Below are 16,909 nucleotides of genomic sequence, written 5' to 3' on the forward strand. Positions count from 1 at the left end.
TGTATATTTAACAAAACGTAAGGGACAGGATACCTTGCGTTTTTTCTTTGCCTATAAAAAGTGTGTGAATATTTCGAAATTCTACATATACATACAAAATTATACGTATTCTGCGATAGAGAGGTATATAATATTACATTTGTTTTACAAAAGCGTAACATTGGTAAAAAAAATCCCGAATTATGGTATAAATTTTATAGGTTATATACGGAAAAAGAAAAAAGAAAGCGGTGTAAAAAATAAAATGAAAAAGCTAAAAATGGCATCTTGCGCATTAGTTGCAGGGTTAATGTTTTCAGGATTAACACCAAATGTATTTGCAGAAGATAAAATTTCTGACGTGAAATCACAAATTAATACACAAAATGACACTTTACATAAACAACAACAAGAACGTGATGAATTACAAAAGCAAATGAATGACTTAAACAAAACAATTCAAGGTTTAGATAAGTCTGTTCAAGAGAATGCTTCAAAACTTGATGAAACAACGAAAAAAGTTGCTGATACAGAGCAATTAATTGAAGAGAAAAATAAAGACATTGCAGAACTACAGACGAAAATTGCAAAGCGTGAAGAGTTATTAAGAAAACGTTTAGTTGCACTTCAAGAACAACCGAACACGAACGTTGTAACAGAAGTTCTTGTAAACTCTAAAAACATTGCAGATTTAGTTGATCGTTTAAATTCTGTTTCTAAAATTCTTGAGTCTGATGAAGACATCATGAAAACACAACAAGAAGATCAAGCGAACGTGAAAAAAGATGTTGCGACGGTAAAAGAAAAACAAAAAGAATTAAAAGAAGCACAAGCTCAAATTGAAACTGCTAAGAAAGAACTTGACGCTGAAAAAGCGAAAAAAGAAACGGCAGTAAATGATTTAAACGGCAAAATGGATACGGTTGTAACTTCAATGACAAGTACGGAAGATCAATTGAAAGAGCTTGAAAAGCAAGCATTACAATTACAACGTATGGCTGAACAAGAAGCGCAAGAAAAAGCTGCACAAGAAGCTGCTGCTCAAAAACAAGCAGAACAAGCTGCTAAAGAAGCGCAAGCTCAACCAGCACAAGCACCTGCAGAGCAAACTCAAGCTGCACCAGCAAACAGTGGTGGACAAGCTAAAAAAGAAGAGCCTAAAAAAGAAGTGCCTAAAAAAGAGGCACCTAAACAAGAAAAGAAACAAGCAGAGCCAGCACCAGCTTCAAATGCGGGTGGCGTAATTGGTAAAGCGCAACAATACTTAGGTATGCCATATGTTTGGGGAAGTGCATCTCCATCAAACGGTGGTTTTGACTGTAGTGGATTCATTTCTTACATCTATGGTGTAGGTCGTCAAGACGTTGCAGGTTACTGGAACTCAGTTTCTAAAGTAAGTAGCCCACAACCTGGAGATTTAGTATTCTTCCAAGGTACTTATAAACCAGGTCCATCTCACATCGGTATTTACGTTGGTAATGGTCAAATGATTCATGCTGGTGATAAAGGGATTGCTTATTCTAGCTTAAGCAGTAGCTACAACCAAAAACATTTCTTAGGATACGGTAGATTCTAGGATTTATAATTTAATAAAACAGGTGTATAAAGTCGATAGCTTACTATTTTATAAGTAGGTTATCGGCTTTTTTGAGTTTTTACGAGATTATGAGAAAGGTTTATAGTAATGCTGGAGGAGGTGGTTGCTGATGTTAGCTGGGAAACAGTTACTATTAGAGGAACTCTCTTCAGATTTACGGGAGGAATTACATGATTTGCAAAAGAAGAGAGATGTTGTATGTGTGCAAGGTGTAACAAAGAAGGCTTCTAAATATATGTGTCAACGCTGCGGGAATATAGAGCAACGACTATTTGCATCATTTTCATGTAAAAGGTGCAGTAAAGTATGTACATATTGCAGGAAGTGTATAACGATGGGGAGAGTTAGTGAATGTGCTGTACTTGTTCGCGGGATCGCTGAAAGAAAAGGAGAGAAAGGGTTAAATCCTTTACAGTGGAAAGGGACTTTGTCTACTGGTCAGGAGTTGGCGGCAAAAGGTGTTGTGGAAGCTATCAAGCAGAAAGAATCATTTTTTATTTGGGCTGTGTGCGGGGCTGGAAAAACAGAGATGTTGTTTTATGGTATTGCAGAGGCACTTCAAAAGGGAGAAAGAGTTTGTGTCGCAACGCCGAGAACAGATGTTGTACTGGAATTAGCACCGAGATTACAAGAAGTATTTCCGCATATCAATGTAGTTGCTTTATACGGAGGGAGTACAGAACGAGAGAATGAAGCAGCGTTAGTGGTTGCAACTACTCATCAACTGTTGCGTTACTATAGAGCGTTTCATGTCATGATTATAGATGAGATAGATGCTTTCCCGTATCATGCTGATCAAATGTTACAGTACGCGGTAAAACAAGCGATGAAAGAGAAAGCGGGTCGCATTTATTTAACTGCAACTCCAGATGAAAAGTGGAAGCGTAATTTCAGAAAGGGGAAACAAAAAGGTATCATTGTCTCTGGACGATATCACCGTCATCCGTTGCCAGTTCCTCTATTTTGTTGGTGCGGAAATTGGAAGAAAAGCCTCGATCATAAAAGAATTCCTCAAGTTTTACTACAATGGTTAAAAATGTACTTAAACAAAAAGTACCCTATCTTTTTATTTGTTCCTCATGTGCGATATATAGAAGAAATGAGCCTGTTATTGAAGTCATTAGACAATAGAGTTGAAGGTGTACATGCAGAAGATCCGGTGAGAAAAGAAAAAGTAGCGGCTTTCAGAAAGGGAGAAATTCCGTTATTAGTTACAACAACAATTTTAGAGAGAGGGGTAACTGTGAAGAATTTACAAGTAGCGGTTTTAGGAGCGGAAGAAGAAATATTTTCAGAAAGTGCGCTCGTACAAATTGCAGGCCGGGTAGGTCGTAGTTTTGCGGAACCATATGGCGAAGTCGTGTATTTTCATTATGGTAAGACAGAGGCGATGGTACGCGCGAAAAAACATATTCAAAGTATGAACAAAAATGCTAAAGAACAAGGATTGATCGATTAATGCATTGTCTACTTTGTGATGAGTATATTTTGGGAACAGTTAGTTGGAACACCTTTTTTGTAAAGTTCCATAAGAAATATATGTGTGATAGATGTGAGCGGAAACTTTCCTATATTATAGGAGAAGTTTGTAGAGAATGTGGGCGACCTTTAGCCAACTTGCCTGCCGAGTATAAAGAAAATGACATTTGCCTGGATTGCGTAAGGTGGATGAATGAAGAGGGATATCGGTCCTTTAAAAATCGTTCGTTGTACATGTACGATGATGAGATGAAAGAAATATTAGCGCAGTTTAAGTTTCGAGGCGATGCAGAGTTAGTTCATATTTTTCATTGGCCTTTTCGAGGTCTTTTTCAAAAGCATTTCCAGAATGTTTCAACCGTTATCGCTGTTCCACTTAGTAGAGAACGGGAATACGAACGTGGCTTTAATCAAGCGGAGTTATTAGCAACTTGTTTACCTGTCAGTATTTCATATCCATCATTAAATAGAAGAGAAACAGAAAAGCAAAGTAAGAAGACGCGGAAAGAAAGGCTGTCAGGGAGTAATCCTTTTTATTTTCAGGGAGAAGAGAGGTTTCATGGGCAACATATTTTACTCGTTGATGATGTTTATACGACAGGAATTACAGTTAGGCAAATTGGAAGCCTTTTATACGATAGAGGAGCAAGGGAGGTTTCGAGTTTGACGCTCTGTAGAAGTTAATCTGTAACTGTCGAAAGGGATAATAAAAAGACGATAAGTCTTCTTTGACTTCATATCTTGTCATTCGTTATAGTCAAAATATGGGGCGAGTGCCCTGATTTTTAGAGTGAAGGGAATGGAATGAGCATGCAAGGAAGAGTGAAATGGTTCAATGCGGAAAAGGGATTTGGGTTTATTGAGCGTGAAGATGGTGATGATGTATTTGTCCATTTTTCTGCTATTCAGCAAGATGGGTATAAGTCATTAGAAGAGGGACAACAAGTAGAGTTTGATATTGTAGATGGAGCACGTGGACCACAAGCAGCTAATGTTGTAAAACTGTAGGGATATTGTTTTTGGGAGAGAAAGCTACGTTTGTGGCAACGTTATATATATGTAGTAGAACCTCTTGGTTTTTGCAAGGGGTTTTTGTTATGAGTAGAGTTGTCAAAAAGTTGTTTCTTTTCTGTAACGAATTGTCCACAGTTATATTCGTTACTCACGATGTTAATAGGATAAAATAAAGATAGAAACGATGCATCTTTTCATTTCAACAAAAAACGATAAAAAAATCGCAATTCCACTAATTTTTTTAAAAAAGTTAGAAGGAGTTTTTAAGCCAATGTCGAAATTATAGTACATAGGCTTGAAAGGAGGAATTCATCTATGAAATTCAACATTCGTGGTGAAAATATTGAAGTAACTCCAGCATTAAAGGAATATGTAGAGAAAAAACTAAGTAAGTTAGAGCGTTATTTTGATACATTCCCAGAGATTAAAGTTAATTTAAAAGTATACTCTGACAAGCAACGTGTCGAGGTAACAATTCCATTTACTGATTTATTACTTCGTGCAGAAGAATCTAATAGCGATATGTACGCTGCTATCGATTTAGTAGTTGATAAAATTGAGCGACAAATTCGTAAACATAAAACAAAAGTAAATCGTAAATTACGTGAAAAAGGTTCTGTGAAAACTAACTTTATCCTTCCAGAAGCAGTAGCTGTTCTGGATGAGGTAGAAGAGGATGAATTAGAACTTGTACGTACAAAACGATTCGATTTAAAACCGATGGACGTTGAAGAAGCGATCCTACAAATGGATATGCTAGGACATAATTTCTTCGTCTTCACAAATGCTGATACAAATGAAACTAATGTTGTATATGGCCGTAAAGATGGGAAATATGGTTTAATCGAAACTAAATAATAATTCGAAAGCGTAGCCGAAATGGCTGCGCTTTTTTATATATTTTTGTATTTTATGATGAGATTTAGAAGTCATGTCTCGTTACTGTCAATTGTATTACAATTCCAAAAGGATCTCGAAAAATGGTATAACCAGGGCTGAAGGAGTTTTTTTCAAAAGGTGTTAAAATATGAACTTCTTCATGTTTAATTAGATTATGATAGAGTGCTTCAACGGCTTGGAAATCTTTAGATTGAATACATAAAGATGAGCTATTCACTTTAGATGCTCGATTACTGAGATATTTAAACAGCAACAATATCCTTCGATGAAGTTATGGGGAGAATCCGGAGATACATATTTAATAGGAACTTATGAGCCTGCGGAAATTAACTTTATTATTTTGTATTTGGCCAGTTTTGGTAAAACTATAAAAATAATTGAGCCGCCCTCTTTAAAAGAGAACTTGAAAGAATACTACTTAGATTTAATACAAAATTTGTAACATGAATTTGAAATGAAAAGATATAGAAAAGAAATGTTAGTTTGTTGGAACAAATGAAATAAAAACTTTTTCTGAATATAAGGCTAGACATTTGGACGATTGTTGTCATAGTTATAAGACAAGTGTTACAATTATCCTTAGGTATATACATTTTAGTTTTTTTAATTAGGAGAAAAATTGGCATAACATATATTTGATTTTATAACGACTGATTGTAATAGAGAAAAAGAAAAACAATCGGAAGTTTTATTTTAATAAAAAGAGGAGCGTATTTCCTATGATCGGTATTTTAAAAAAGGTGTTTGATGTAAATCAACGTCAAATTAAACGTATGCAGAAGACAGTTGAACAGATTGATGCATTAGAATCATCTATTAAGCCACTAACTGATGAACAATTAAAAGGAAAGACGCTTGAATTTAAAGAACGTCTAACAAAAGGTGAGACAGTAGATGATCTACTTCCTGAAGCTTTTGCGGTTGTTCGTGAAGCTGCGACTCGTGTTCTTGGAATGCGTCCGTATGGAGTACAGTTAATGGGTGGTATCGCCTTACATGAAGGTAATATTTCTGAGATGAAAACGGGTGAAGGTAAAACGTTAACATCGACATTACCTGTATACTTAAATGCTTTAACAGGAAAAGGTGTTCACGTTGTTACAGTCAATGAATACTTAGCACAACGTGATGCGAGCGAAATGGGACAACTTCATGAGTTCCTAGGCTTAACGGTAGGAATTAACTTAAACCATATGTCGCGCGAAGAGAAACAAGCTGCTTATGGTGCTGATATTACGTATAGCACTAATAATGAGCTTGGATTCGATTACTTACGTGACAACATGGTTTTATATAAAGAGCAGCGCGTTCAACGTCCACTTCATTTTGCTATTATCGATGAAGTCGATTCTATTTTAGTCGATGAAGCACGTACGCCGCTTATTATTTCTGGACAAGCTCAAAAATCAGCAGAGCTATACATGTTTGCGAATGCATTTGTTCGTACGTTAGAAAATGAAAAAGAGTATTCATTTGATGTGAAGACGAAAAATGTAATGTTAACAGAAGATGGTATTACGAAAGCGGAGAAAGCTTTCCATATTGAAAATTTATTCGATTTAAAACATGTAGCACTTCTTCACCATATTAATCAGGCACTTCGTGCGCATGTTGTTATGCACCTTGATACAGATTATGTTGTACAAGAAGGCGAAATCGTAATTGTAGACCAATTCACTGGTCGTCTTATGAAAGGTCGTCGTTATAGCGAAGGTTTACACCAAGCTATTGAAGCGAAAGAAGGCGTAGAAATTCAAAATGAAAGTATGACGCTTGCAACAATTACGTTCCAGAACTACTTCCGTATGTACGAAAAGTTATCTGGTATGACTGGTACAGCGAAAACGGAAGAAGAAGAATTCCGTAGTATTTACAATATGAATGTTATCGTAATTCCAACGAATAAAGATATTATTCGTGATGACCGTGCGGATTTAATCTTCAAATCAATGGAAGGTAAATTTAATGCAGTTGTTGAGGATATTGTAAATCGTCATAAACAAGGGCAACCAATTCTTGTTGGTACAGTTGCAATTGAAACGTCAGAGCTTATTTCAAAAATGTTAACACGTAAAGGTGTACGTCATAACATCTTAAACGCAAAAAACCATGCGCGTGAAGCAGATATCATTGCAGAAGCTGGTATGAAAGGCGCTGTAACAATTGCGACGAATATGGCTGGTCGTGGTACGGATATTAAGCTTGGGGACGATATTAAAAACATTGGTCTAGCAGTTATCGGTACAGAGCGTCACGAAAGTCGTCGTATTGATAATCAGTTACGTGGTCGTGCTGGTCGTCAAGGGGATCCTGGTGTGACTCAATTCTACTTGTCAATGGAAGATGAATTAATGCGCCGCTTCGGTTCAGATAATATGAAATCGATGATGGATCGTCTTGGTATGGATGATTCACAGCCAATCGAAAGTAAAATGGTTTCTCGTGCGGTAGAATCTGCGCAAAAACGTGTAGAAGGAAATAACTATGATGCGCGTAAGCAGTTACTACAGTACGATGATGTACTTCGTCAGCAACGTGAAGTTATTTATAAACAGCGTCAAGAAGTAATGGAGTCTGAGAACTTACGCAGCATTATTGAAGGTATGATGAAATCTACGATAGAACGTGCTGTTGCACTTCATACGCAAGAAGAAATCGAAGAAGATTGGAACATTAAAGGTCTTGTCGATTACTTAAATACAAACCTTCTGCAAGAAGGAGATGTAAAAGAAGAAGAGTTACGTCGCCTTGCTCCAGAAGAAATGAGCGAATCAATCATCGCGAAATTATTAGAGCGTTATAACGAAAGAGAAAAACTTCTACCTGAAGAGCAGACGCGTGAATTCGAAAAGGTTGTTGTATTCCGTGTTGTAGATACGAAATGGACAGAGCATATTGATGCGATGGATCACCTTCGTGAAGGTATCCATTTACGCGCTTACGGTCAAATCGATCCACTTCGTGAGTATCAGATGGAAGGGTTCGCAATGTTCGAGTCAATGATTGCTTCTATTGAAGAGGAAATCTCTCGTTACATTATGAAAGCTGAAATTGAACAAAACTTAGAGCGTCAAGAAGTTGTTCAAGGTGAAGCTGTTCACCCATCTAGTGATGGCGAAGAGGCAAAGAAAAAACCGGTTGTAAAAGGTGACCAAATGGGCCGCAACGATTTATGTAAATGCGGTAGCGGTAAAAAATATAAAAACTGTTGTGGTATTGGGAAGTAATACGAAAAGATAGTTTGTTTAGACCGCTTTGCAAATTTTTACATCAAAAATGTATAATTAAGAAGGATTAAACTCTCTCCGGAATAAGTGGAGAGAGTTTCCCTTGTTTTCATACGAAAGTAACAGCAATTACATAGAGGTGAAGGAAATGGAATTAGTAGAAATTAGACAAGAATTAGAGAAAATGGCTAAGAGATTAGCGGCTTTTAGGGGGTCTCTTTGACCTTCCTGCTAAAGAAAAACAAATCGCAGAATTAGAAGAAACGATGATGGGTGCAGGATTTTGGGATGACCAACAAGGCGCTCAATCTGTAATTAACGAAGCAAATGCGTTAAAAGATATGGTTGGAAAGTTCCGTCAGTTAGACGAGACGTTCGAAAACTTAGAAATAACGCACGAACTTTTAAAAGAAGAGTATGATGAAGATTTACATGTAGAATTAGAATCAGAAGTAAAAGGCCTAATTCAAGAAATGAATGAATATGAGCTTCAGTTACTATTAAGTGATCCTTATGATAAAAATAATGCGATTTTAGAATTACATCCAGGTGCAGGTGGAACAGAGTCACAAGACTGGGGTTCTATGTTATTACGTATGTACACACGTTGGGCTGAAAAGCGCGGCTTTAAAGTAGAAACGGTTGACTATTTACCAGGTGACGAAGCAGGTATTAAGAGTGTTACTTTATTAATTAAAGGTCATAACGCTTACGGTTACTTAAAAGCAGAGAAGGGTGTACACCGTCTTGTACGTATTTCACCATTCGATTCTTCAGGCCGTCGTCATACATCGTTCGTTTCTTGTGAAGTTGTACCTGAGTTCAATGATGAAGTTGAAATTGAAGTGCGTACAGAAGACTTGAAAATTGATACGTACCGTGCAAGTGGAGCTGGTGGGCAGCACGTTAATACGACGGATTCAGCAGTTCGTATTACGCATACACCGACAAATACGGTTGTTACGTGTCAGTCAGAACGTTCTCAAATTAAAAACCGTGAGCATGCGATGAAAATGTTAAAAGCGAAACTGTACCAAAAGAAATTAGAAGAACAACAAGCACAATTAGATGAGATTCGTGGAGAGCAAAAAGAAATTGGATGGGGTAGCCAAATCCGTTCTTACGTATTCCACCCATATTCTCTTGTAAAAGACCACCGTACAAATACAGAGGTTGGTAACGTACAAGCGGTAATGGATGGAGAAATTGATCCATTTATTGATGCTTACTTACGTTCTCGCATTTAATAATAGAAAAAGCCAACAAAGTTGTTGGCTCATGCTGAGGAAATAGAGGGTATACAGCGTTTTATTTTGTTTATATAGATGAAGTGAAGAGGAAGAGAAGTTGGAAACGACAACTTCTCTTTTTGGTGGGATTATATGTAGAATATAATGTTGTATATTGTTTTGTAAAAAGTAGAGAATAGTAAAATAGGGCAGGAATAGAGTAGGAATTTATGCTGAATTTTTCTAGTTTGATTTCTGGGAAAAGGTACTTTGTTGAAGTTTCTATGATGTTCACAGAATTGAAACAATTTATGGAAGCTTTGTTTTATCAGGGTTCTCACTACATTTTTGACGAATATGACATATACCTTAGTTTTTCTATATAAAGATAATGCTTATAATGAAAAATGAGTGTGTTAGGAATGAAAATAATATCCACAATGGGGAGCGATAGAAGTGAAAAAGAAATTGTTGGCTATTGCGTTAGGGACATCAGTCGTTTTTGCTTTAGGAGCATGCGGAAATAAGGAAGAGAGTAAGCCTTCTAAACAATCTGCAAGTACAGATAGCGCAGAACAAATTTTCCAAAGAAGTTGTGCTGGATGTCACGCGAAAGATTTATCGGGGGCAACTGGACCTGATTTAAGAAAAGTAGGCGGTAAGTACGATGCTGCAGATATCGAAGAAATTATTAAAAAAGGCCGCGGTTCAATGTCACCAGGACTTATTCAAGGTGAGGACGCGAAAAAAGTAGCTGAATGGTTAGCTGAACATAAATAAGAAAATGTTTAATAAACGAGCTGAATGTATAATTTGCCTGAAAAGCATTTCGGGTTAATAAATTACAGCAGCTCGTTTCCCTTTTTAGAGGATGTAACATAACTGTAACAAAACTGTATCCGAATTGGAAACCGATTGATGTTACAATGGGGTTTGTAGAATTTTGATGAAATATATTACATAGAGCAGCGGTGCTAATAAAAGGCATGTAAGGAAGCTGCCTTCAACAAGAATGGTACACAGAGAATAAAAGTTTTTGTTTTATTTTCAAATGCACAGAAAAGTATTTCGAAAAAAAATCATTAAGTATTGGGTGATAAATAATGATAAAAATGACGAATGTTTATAAGGAGTACCCAAATGGTATGAAAGCCATTGCTGGTCTCACAGTTAACATTAAGCAAGGTGAATTCGTATATGTAGTTGGACCGAGTGGAGCCGGAAAATCTACATTTATTAAAATGATGTATCGTGAAGAGAAGCCATCTACAGGATCAATTAATGTAAATGGACTTGTAATTGAAACATTGGCAGAAAGAGATGTTCCATATTTCCGTCGTCAATTAGGTGTAATCTTCCAAGATTTTAAATTACTACCTAAATTAACGGTATATGAGAATGTTGCGTTTGCCTTAGAAGTAATTGAAGAAGAGAAAGAAGCAATTCGTGAACGTGTGACAGAAGTGTTAGGTCTTGTAGGTCTTGAAGATCGTGCAGATGCACTTCCAGGTGAACTTTCAGGCGGAGAGCAACAACGTGTGGCTATTGCGAGAGCGATTGTAAATAGACCAAAGGTTGTAATTGCCGATGAGCCAACGGGTAACTTAGATATTGAAACGGCTCTTGATATTATGAAGATTTTTACGCGCATTAATGAGCGTGGTACAACGATTGTTATGGCGACGCATAACTCAGATATCGTAAACACAATTCGTCATCGTGTAATCGCGATTGAAGGCGGAAAAATTGTTCGAGACGAGATTGAGGGAGGATACGGATATGAAGACTAAGACCCTTAGTCGACATTTGCGAGAAGGTGTAAAGAATCTATCCCGTAACGGATGGATGACGTTTGCTTCTGTTAGTGCAGTAACGGTTACATTATTACTTGTAGGTGTCTTTTTAACAGCTATTATGAATATGAATCATTTTGCGACGAAAGTAGAGCAAGATGTGGAAATTCGTGTGCATATTGATCCAGCAGCAAAAGAAGCTGATCAAAAGAAATTAGAAGAAGATATGAGTAAGATTGCGAAAGTAGATTCTATTAAATATTCTTCTAAAGAAGAAGAATTGAAACGTTTAATTAAAAGCTTAGGCGATAGTGGAAAAACGTTCGAGTTATTCGAGCAAGATAACCCACTGAAAGATGTATTTGTTGTAAAGGCGAAAGAACCAACAGATACAGCGACAATCGCGAAGAAGATTGAGAAGATGCAGTTTGTAAGTAATGTTCAATACGGCAAAGGTCAAGTTGAAAAATTATTTGATACTGTAAAAACTGGTCGTAACATCGGGATTCTGTTAATTGCTGGTCTTCTATTCACAGCGATGTTCTTAATCTCTAACACAATTAAAATTACAATTTATGCTCGTAGTACTGAGATTGAAATTATGAAACTTGTTGGTGCAACAAACTGGTTTATTCGTTGGCCATTCTTGTTAGAAGGATTATTCCTAGGAGTATTAGGATCAATTATTCCAATTGGCATAATCTTAGTTATGTATAATTCATTGCAAGGTGTGTTTAATGAAAAACTTGGCGGAACAATTTTCGAGCTTCTACCATACAACCCATTCGTATTCCAATTAGCTGGTTTATTAGTGTTAATCGGTGCATTAATCGGTATGTGGGGAAGTGTAATGTCAATTCGTCGCTTCTTAAAAGTATAAAAAGTTGCAAACATAATTCGTACAAGCTTATCATATAGTAGAAATAGGTAAAGGCATCACACGCTGTGTGATGCCTTTTGCTACACCACCTGTGTGTTTTGGAAAGGGGAATTCCGCATTGAAACGTAGAGTTGCAATTATTGGAATGGTTGTTGCATTTTTAATTGGTGCTGGCGGAATGTTTGCAGGAATGTCTGCATTTGGGGTTAACCCAGCGGAAGTAACGCAAACAATTTCGAGTGGGAACGCTAGCACAACGCAAGGGAATTTGGCAAAAATTAATGAGGCGTATGCACTAATTGATTCACGTTATGTGGAAGACGTGAAAGATGAAAAGTTAGTAGAAGGTGCAATACAAGGTATGTTGTCTACGCTGAAGGACCCTTATTCCACGTATATGGATAAAGAAACAGCCAAACAGTTTAGTGAATCGCTTGATCCTGAGTTAGAGGGGATTGGGGCTGAGGTGAATAAGACGGACGGTAAGCTTATTATCGTATCGCCAATTAAAGGTTCACCAGCAGAAAAGATAGGAATTAAACCGAATGACCAAATTTTATCTGTAGATGGAAACAGTGTGAAAGACTTATCACGTGAAGAGGCAGTATTAAAAATTCGTGGTAAAAAGGGAACGACTGTCGCGATTGAAATTAAGCGTGCAGGAGTAACTGATCCGATTGTATTTAAAATTAAGCGTGAAAAAATTCCAATCTTCACGGTGTTTAGTTCTGTGAAGCAAGAAAGCGGAAAAGATATCGGTTATATGCAAATTACTTCTTTTGCTGAAAATACAGCGAAAGAATTTAAGGATCAGTTAAAAGAATTAGAGAAGAAAAACATACAAGGCTTAGTTATTGATGTGCGTGGTAATCCTGGTGGCTATTTAAATAGTGTAGAAGAAATACTAGGAGAAATTATGACGGATAAAAAGCCGATGTTACAAGTAGAGCAGCGTAATGGCGAGAAAAAGAAAATCTCTACAGAACTGAAAGAGAGAAAGCCATATCCAATTTCAGTGTTAATTGATAAAGGAAGTGCCTCTGCTTCGGAAATTTTAGCTGGCGCGCTGAAAGAAGGAGAAGGTTACGATTTAATTGGTGAAACAACGTTTGGGAAAGGGACTGTCCAGCAGGCCGTTCCATTTAAAGATGGTAGTAACATTAAATTAACGATGTTTAAATGGTTAACTCCAGATGGAAATTGGATTCATAAAAAAGGAATCAAGCCAACTGTAGAAGTGAAACAACCAGATTACTATCATGCGACGCCAATTCAAATTGAAAAAACACTTTCATACAATTCAAATGATGTGCAAGTAAAACATGCACAAGAAATGCTAAAAAGCTTAGGGTATGTACCGGGTCGTGAAGATGGATACTTTAGTAAAGAGACAGAATCAGCACTAAAGGCATTCCAAAATGCGAATGAGATGGAAGCAACGGGACAACTCGATAAAAAGACCGCTGAAGCGATTCAAAATAAAATCATTGAAAAGATTCGTTCTGGAGAAAATGATTTACAATTACAAACGGCATTAAAATTAATGGCAAAATAAGAAAGGATACAGGCATTTTGATGCCTGTATTTTTTTATGTGTTAAACAAACGTTTCTTTAGTTATGATAAGATAAAAAGAAAGAATGATATAAATGGTGGTGAATGAATTCGTGGAGGCATGGCTTTTTGAAATACTACGGGCAGTTGGACGTTTTTTCTTACACCCTGCTGTCTATGTATTTTTAATTAGTAGTATCTTTGTTGGATACTTACGTATATTAAGAGAACGAAAAGATTTTTCTTTTAAAGTATATGATATTTGGTTTGAACTGCGAACAACGCTATTTGCAGGTGTTAAGTATGGATTAATCGTATCTATTATTACAATTGGTCTTGGACTTACTGTTTCCAAAGCGAGCTTATGGATAATTTTACTTTGGACGCTATTATTTGGATTAACTGCTATGTATCGATATTTATCTGTAGCGTATACTTTCGGAATCGCTATTGCATTCGTGTTATTATCGTCTAAGGTGCCAGTTTCCTTCTTACAGCTTGGAGAAGGGGAAGAGAGTACGATTGTATCCCTTGCTATTTTACTAGGCGTTATGCTCGTTGTAGAGGGCTTATTAATCTCTAAAAATGCAGTGCGATATTCTACGCCAAAAATTAAAAAAGGTAAGCGTGGGCTACGAATTGGACTACATGAATCGAATCGTCTATGGCTTGTGCCAGTATTTATTCTTATACCGGGAGACGCGGTGACAGGATTTATTTCTTGGTGGCCTGTCGTTTCAATAGGTTCAACTACATACTCTTTATTCCTCGTTCCATTTTTAATTGGATTTATGAGGAAGATTAGAAGTTATGAGCCGACGGAAGCTCTATTATTTACAGGAAGACGTGTCTATGGATTAGCAGGACTTGTGCTCGTTTTAGGAATTGCAAGTTACTGGTGGCACGTACTGGCAATTATCGCGATGGGAGTCGCAATGCTTGGCCGTTTCACAATCTCGATGCAAGAAAAAATTGTGGATGAGACAAGACCGGCCTATTTTGCCGCACGTAGTGATGGACTTGTCGTATTAGATACAATTCCAAATACAATTGGAGCAGAGCTGAAGTTATTGCCTGGAGAAGTTATTACGAAAGTAAATGGAGTTATTCCACGAAGTGCAGAGGAATTTTATGATGCGCTTCAAACGAAGACGACAGGAGCATTTTGTAAACTGGAAGTATTAGATACAAATGGCGAGCTTCGCCTTGCTCAAACAGCATTATATGCCGGGGGACATCACGAATTAGGTGTTGTGTTTGTTCAGCAGGATCATGAGTGGGATTCGGAAGCGATGTAAATAGAAGTGAGGGTGTCACCACTAGGTGACACCCTTTTTGGTTTTGGCGGATTGGTAGTAAATGAAATCTATATCGATTTTCTAGTAAAAAAGACAACTATCGAAAAACTCATTTTTAGTTTCATAGACGAATAACTTGAATAATCACTTGATAATGGTTATCATTTAGAGAGTCTTTTAAATTTTGGAAAATGGAGGGGAAATATGCTTCGGAAATTTTTTTCTTACTATAAACCGTACAAAGGTTTATTTATACTCGACTTTTCTTGCGCAGTTATCGCAGGATTGCTAGAACTTGGCTTCCCGCTTATCGTAAACCAATTTATCGATAAGTTATTGCCAGGGCAAAACTGGACGCTTATTTTATGGGCTTGTTTTGGTTTACTCGCAGTTTATATGTTAAATGCAGGTTTGCAATATGTCGTTACATACTGGGGACATATGCTTGGCGTTAACATTGAAACAGATATGAGGCAGAAATTATTTGATCACATTCAAAAGCTATCATTCAGATTTTTTGACAATAATAAAACAGGTCATTTAATTTCACGTCTTACAAACGATTTAATGGAAATTGGAGAAATTGCTCACCACGGACCAGAAGATTTATTCATCGCTGTAATGACTTTAGTTGGGGCATTTTCATTTATGATGATGATCAACTGGAAGTTAGCGCTTCTAACATTCTTCGTAATTCCGTTTTTATTATGGTTGGCACTTTACTTCAATAAAAAAATGACGGGCACGTTTAGACGATTATTCTCAGACGTTGCTGATTTCAATGCATGTATTGAAAATAACGTCGGTGGTATTCGCGTTGTACAAGCATTCGGAAATGAAAAGTTTGAGAAAGAACAGTTTGCTGTAAACAACGCTCGTTTCCGTACAACGAAATTAATGGCGTATAAAATTATGGCACTCAACTCATCTATTAGTTACATGCTCATGCGTCTCGTAACGCTCTTCGTATTAATATGCGGCACATGGTTTGTTCTGCAAGGTGAATTAACGTACGGTGGATTTATCGGATTCGTTTTATTAACGAATATTTTCTTCCGCCCAATTGAAAAAATTAATGCGGTTATTGAAAGTTATCCGAAAGGAATCGCAGGTTTTAAAAGGTATGTAGAACTTCTTGAAACAGAGCCTGATATTGTAGATTCTAAAGATGCGATAGAAGTAAAACATGTACACGGTGATATTCAATATAACAACATTACATTCGGATATGAAAACAAAGAACCAATTTTAAATGATATTAGTTTGAAAATCCATGCAGGTGAAACAGTTGCGTTCGTTGGACCATCAGGAGCAGGGAAAACAACGTTATGTAGTTTATTACCACGATTTTATGAGCAATCGTCTGGTTCAATCCAAATTGATGGTATTGATACGAAAGAGATGACTTTATCGTCACTTCGTAAACAAATTGGAATCGTACAACAGGATGTGTTCTTATTCTCAGGAACGATCCGTGAAAATATTGCTTACGGAAATTTAAAAGCGTCAGAAGCTGACATTTGGCAGGCAGTAAAGAGAGCCCAGTTAGAGGATTTAATTTACTCACAGTCAGACGGTTTAGATACAGTTATCGGTGAGCGCGGCGTGAAACTTTCAGGTGGACAGAAGCAACGTCTCGCAATTGCTCGTATGTTCTTGAAAAATCCGCCAATTTTAATATTAGATGAAGCAACTTCTGCATTAGATACAGAGACGGAACTGGCGATTCAAAAATCACTTGCAGAACTAGCTGTTGGCCGTACAACATTAGTTATTGCTCATAGACTTGCGACGATCAAAAATGCAGATCGCATCGTCGTTGTAAATAAAGACGGTATTGCAGAGCAAGGTTCACATGATGAATTAATTGAGCGTGGCGGAGGGTATAGTCGATTATACGAAGCTCAGTTTAGTTCGTAAATATAATTTCTGTTGAATTAGCACATCATATAAGTAGATG

The 16,909-nt window shown here is 36.9% G+C and carries 13 protein-coding genes and 2 pseudogenes; 14 read left to right on the forward strand and 1 reads right to left on the reverse strand.

Translation table 11 applies throughout. From position 1 onward, the window contains the following. The first annotated feature begins 139 nt into the window (after window positions 1-139). The 5 genes from COC96_RS23565 (at window position 140) to hpf (ending at window position 4,927) form a co-directional block, all read left to right on the forward strand. Complete coding sequence (locus tag COC96_RS23565) at window positions 140-1,555, forward strand: C40 family peptidase (protein ID WP_098268250.1); 1,416 nt, start codon at window positions 140-142, stop codon at window positions 1,553-1,555. 130 nt (window positions 1,556-1,685) lie between these two features. Further along, window positions 1,686-3,035 (forward strand): ATP-dependent helicase ComFA, encoded by a 1,350-nt coding sequence (comFA, locus tag COC96_RS23570; RefSeq protein ID WP_098268251.1) that lies wholly within the window; start codon window positions 1,686-1,688, stop codon window positions 3,033-3,035. After that, window positions 3,035-3,739, forward strand: coding sequence for a ComF family protein (locus COC96_RS23575; protein ID WP_098769503.1), 705 nt, complete (start codon window positions 3,035-3,037; stop codon window positions 3,737-3,739). The genes comFA and COC96_RS23575 overlap by 1 nt, the downstream gene beginning before the upstream one ends. Before the next feature lie 126 nt (window positions 3,740-3,865). Then, window positions 3,866-4,063, forward strand: a complete 198-nt coding sequence (gene cspC, locus COC96_RS23580; protein ID WP_001990088.1) for a cold shock protein CspC — start codon at window positions 3,866-3,868, stop codon at window positions 4,061-4,063. Window positions 4,064-4,384: 321 nt separating this feature from the next. Beyond that, entirely contained in the window at window positions 4,385-4,927 is a 543-nt protein-coding gene (gene hpf / locus COC96_RS23585; RefSeq protein ID WP_097904131.1) for a ribosome hibernation-promoting factor, HPF/YfiA family, read from the forward strand. A gap of 64 nt (window positions 4,928-4,991) precedes the next feature. Here the strand turns inward: hpf and COC96_RS23590 are convergent. Next, window positions 4,992-5,183: pseudogene (locus COC96_RS23590) on the reverse strand (VOC family protein); the annotation flags it as partial. Between COC96_RS23590 and COC96_RS23595 the strand changes: the two are divergent. From COC96_RS23595 to COC96_RS23635, 9 genes and pseudogenes are all read left to right on the forward strand, one after another. Next, window positions 5,178-5,411: pseudogene (locus COC96_RS23595) on the forward strand (helix-turn-helix transcriptional regulator); the annotation flags it as partial. The pseudogenes COC96_RS23590 and COC96_RS23595 sit on opposite strands and share 6 nt — an antisense overlap. A 277-nt stretch (window positions 5,412-5,688) precedes the next feature. Beyond that, complete coding sequence (gene secA, locus COC96_RS23600) at window positions 5,689-8,196, forward strand: preprotein translocase subunit SecA (protein ID WP_098268254.1); 2,508 nt, start codon at window positions 5,689-5,691, stop codon at window positions 8,194-8,196. Window positions 8,197-8,344: 148 nt separating this feature from the next. Next, window positions 8,345-9,443 (forward strand): peptide chain release factor 2 gene (prfB, locus tag COC96_RS23605; protein ID WP_098268255.1). Its coding sequence is split into 2 segments (ribosomal slippage): window positions 8,345-8,416 and window positions 8,418-9,443, totalling 1,098 coding nucleotides; the frame shifts between segments, so codons are not numbered across the junction. Window positions 9,444-9,881: 438 nt separating this feature from the next. After that, a complete protein-coding gene (gene cccB, locus COC96_RS23610) occupies window positions 9,882-10,205 on the forward strand; it encodes a cytochrome c551 (protein ID WP_097904135.1) in 324 nt (107 codons plus the stop codon). A gap of 323 nt (window positions 10,206-10,528) precedes the next feature. Beyond that, entirely contained in the window at window positions 10,529-11,215 is a 687-nt protein-coding gene (ftsE, locus tag COC96_RS23615; protein WP_000594324.1) for a cell division ATP-binding protein FtsE, read from the forward strand. After that, window positions 11,205-12,098, forward strand: coding sequence for a permease-like cell division protein FtsX (gene ftsX / locus COC96_RS23620; protein ID WP_098268256.1), 894 nt, complete (start codon window positions 11,205-11,207; stop codon window positions 12,096-12,098). Before ftsE ends, ftsX begins: the two co-directional genes overlap by 11 nt. A 118-nt stretch (window positions 12,099-12,216) precedes the next feature. After that, window positions 12,217-13,653, forward strand: coding sequence for a S41 family peptidase (locus COC96_RS23625; RefSeq protein ID WP_098268257.1), 1,437 nt, complete (start codon window positions 12,217-12,219; stop codon window positions 13,651-13,653). A 111-nt stretch (window positions 13,654-13,764) separates the two neighbouring features. Then, on the forward strand, window positions 13,765-14,949 hold the full coding sequence (locus COC96_RS23630) for a PDZ domain-containing protein (protein WP_176538779.1): 1,185 nt from the start codon (window positions 13,765-13,767) through the stop codon (window positions 14,947-14,949). A gap of 204 nt (window positions 14,950-15,153) precedes the next feature. Beyond that, entirely contained in the window at window positions 15,154-16,869 is a 1,716-nt protein-coding gene (locus tag COC96_RS23635; RefSeq protein WP_098268259.1) for an ABC transporter ATP-binding protein, read from the forward strand. The last annotated feature ends 40 nt before the right edge of the window (window positions 16,870-16,909 follow it).

This window comes from Bacillus cereus (assembly GCF_002577405.1).
In the GTDB taxonomy this organism is placed as follows: Bacteria; Bacillota; Bacilli; order Bacillales; family Bacillaceae_G; genus Bacillus_A; species Bacillus_A cereus_AU.

Coding starts and splice junctions, on each gene's coding strand:
- cspC (WP_001990088.1), top strand. CDS start 3,866: ATGCAAGGAAGAGTGAAATGGTTCAATGCGGAAAAGGGATTTGGGTTT.
- COC96_RS23575 (WP_098769503.1), top strand. CDS start 3,035: ATGCATTGTCTACTTTGTGATGAGTATATTTTGGGAACAGTTAGTTGG.
- ftsX (WP_098268256.1), top strand. CDS start 11,205: ATGAAGACTAAGACCCTTAGTCGACATTTGCGAGAAGGTGTAAAGAAT.
- secA (WP_098268254.1), top strand. CDS start 5,689: ATGATCGGTATTTTAAAAAAGGTGTTTGATGTAAATCAACGTCAAATT.
- COC96_RS23635 (WP_098268259.1), top strand. CDS start 15,154: ATGCTTCGGAAATTTTTTTCTTACTATAAACCGTACAAAGGTTTATTT.
- ftsE (WP_000594324.1), top strand. CDS start 10,529: ATGATAAAAATGACGAATGTTTATAAGGAGTACCCAAATGGTATGAAA.
- comFA (WP_098268251.1), top strand. CDS start 1,686: ATGTTAGCTGGGAAACAGTTACTATTAGAGGAACTCTCTTCAGATTTA.
- hpf (WP_097904131.1), top strand. CDS start 4,385: ATGAAATTCAACATTCGTGGTGAAAATATTGAAGTAACTCCAGCATTA.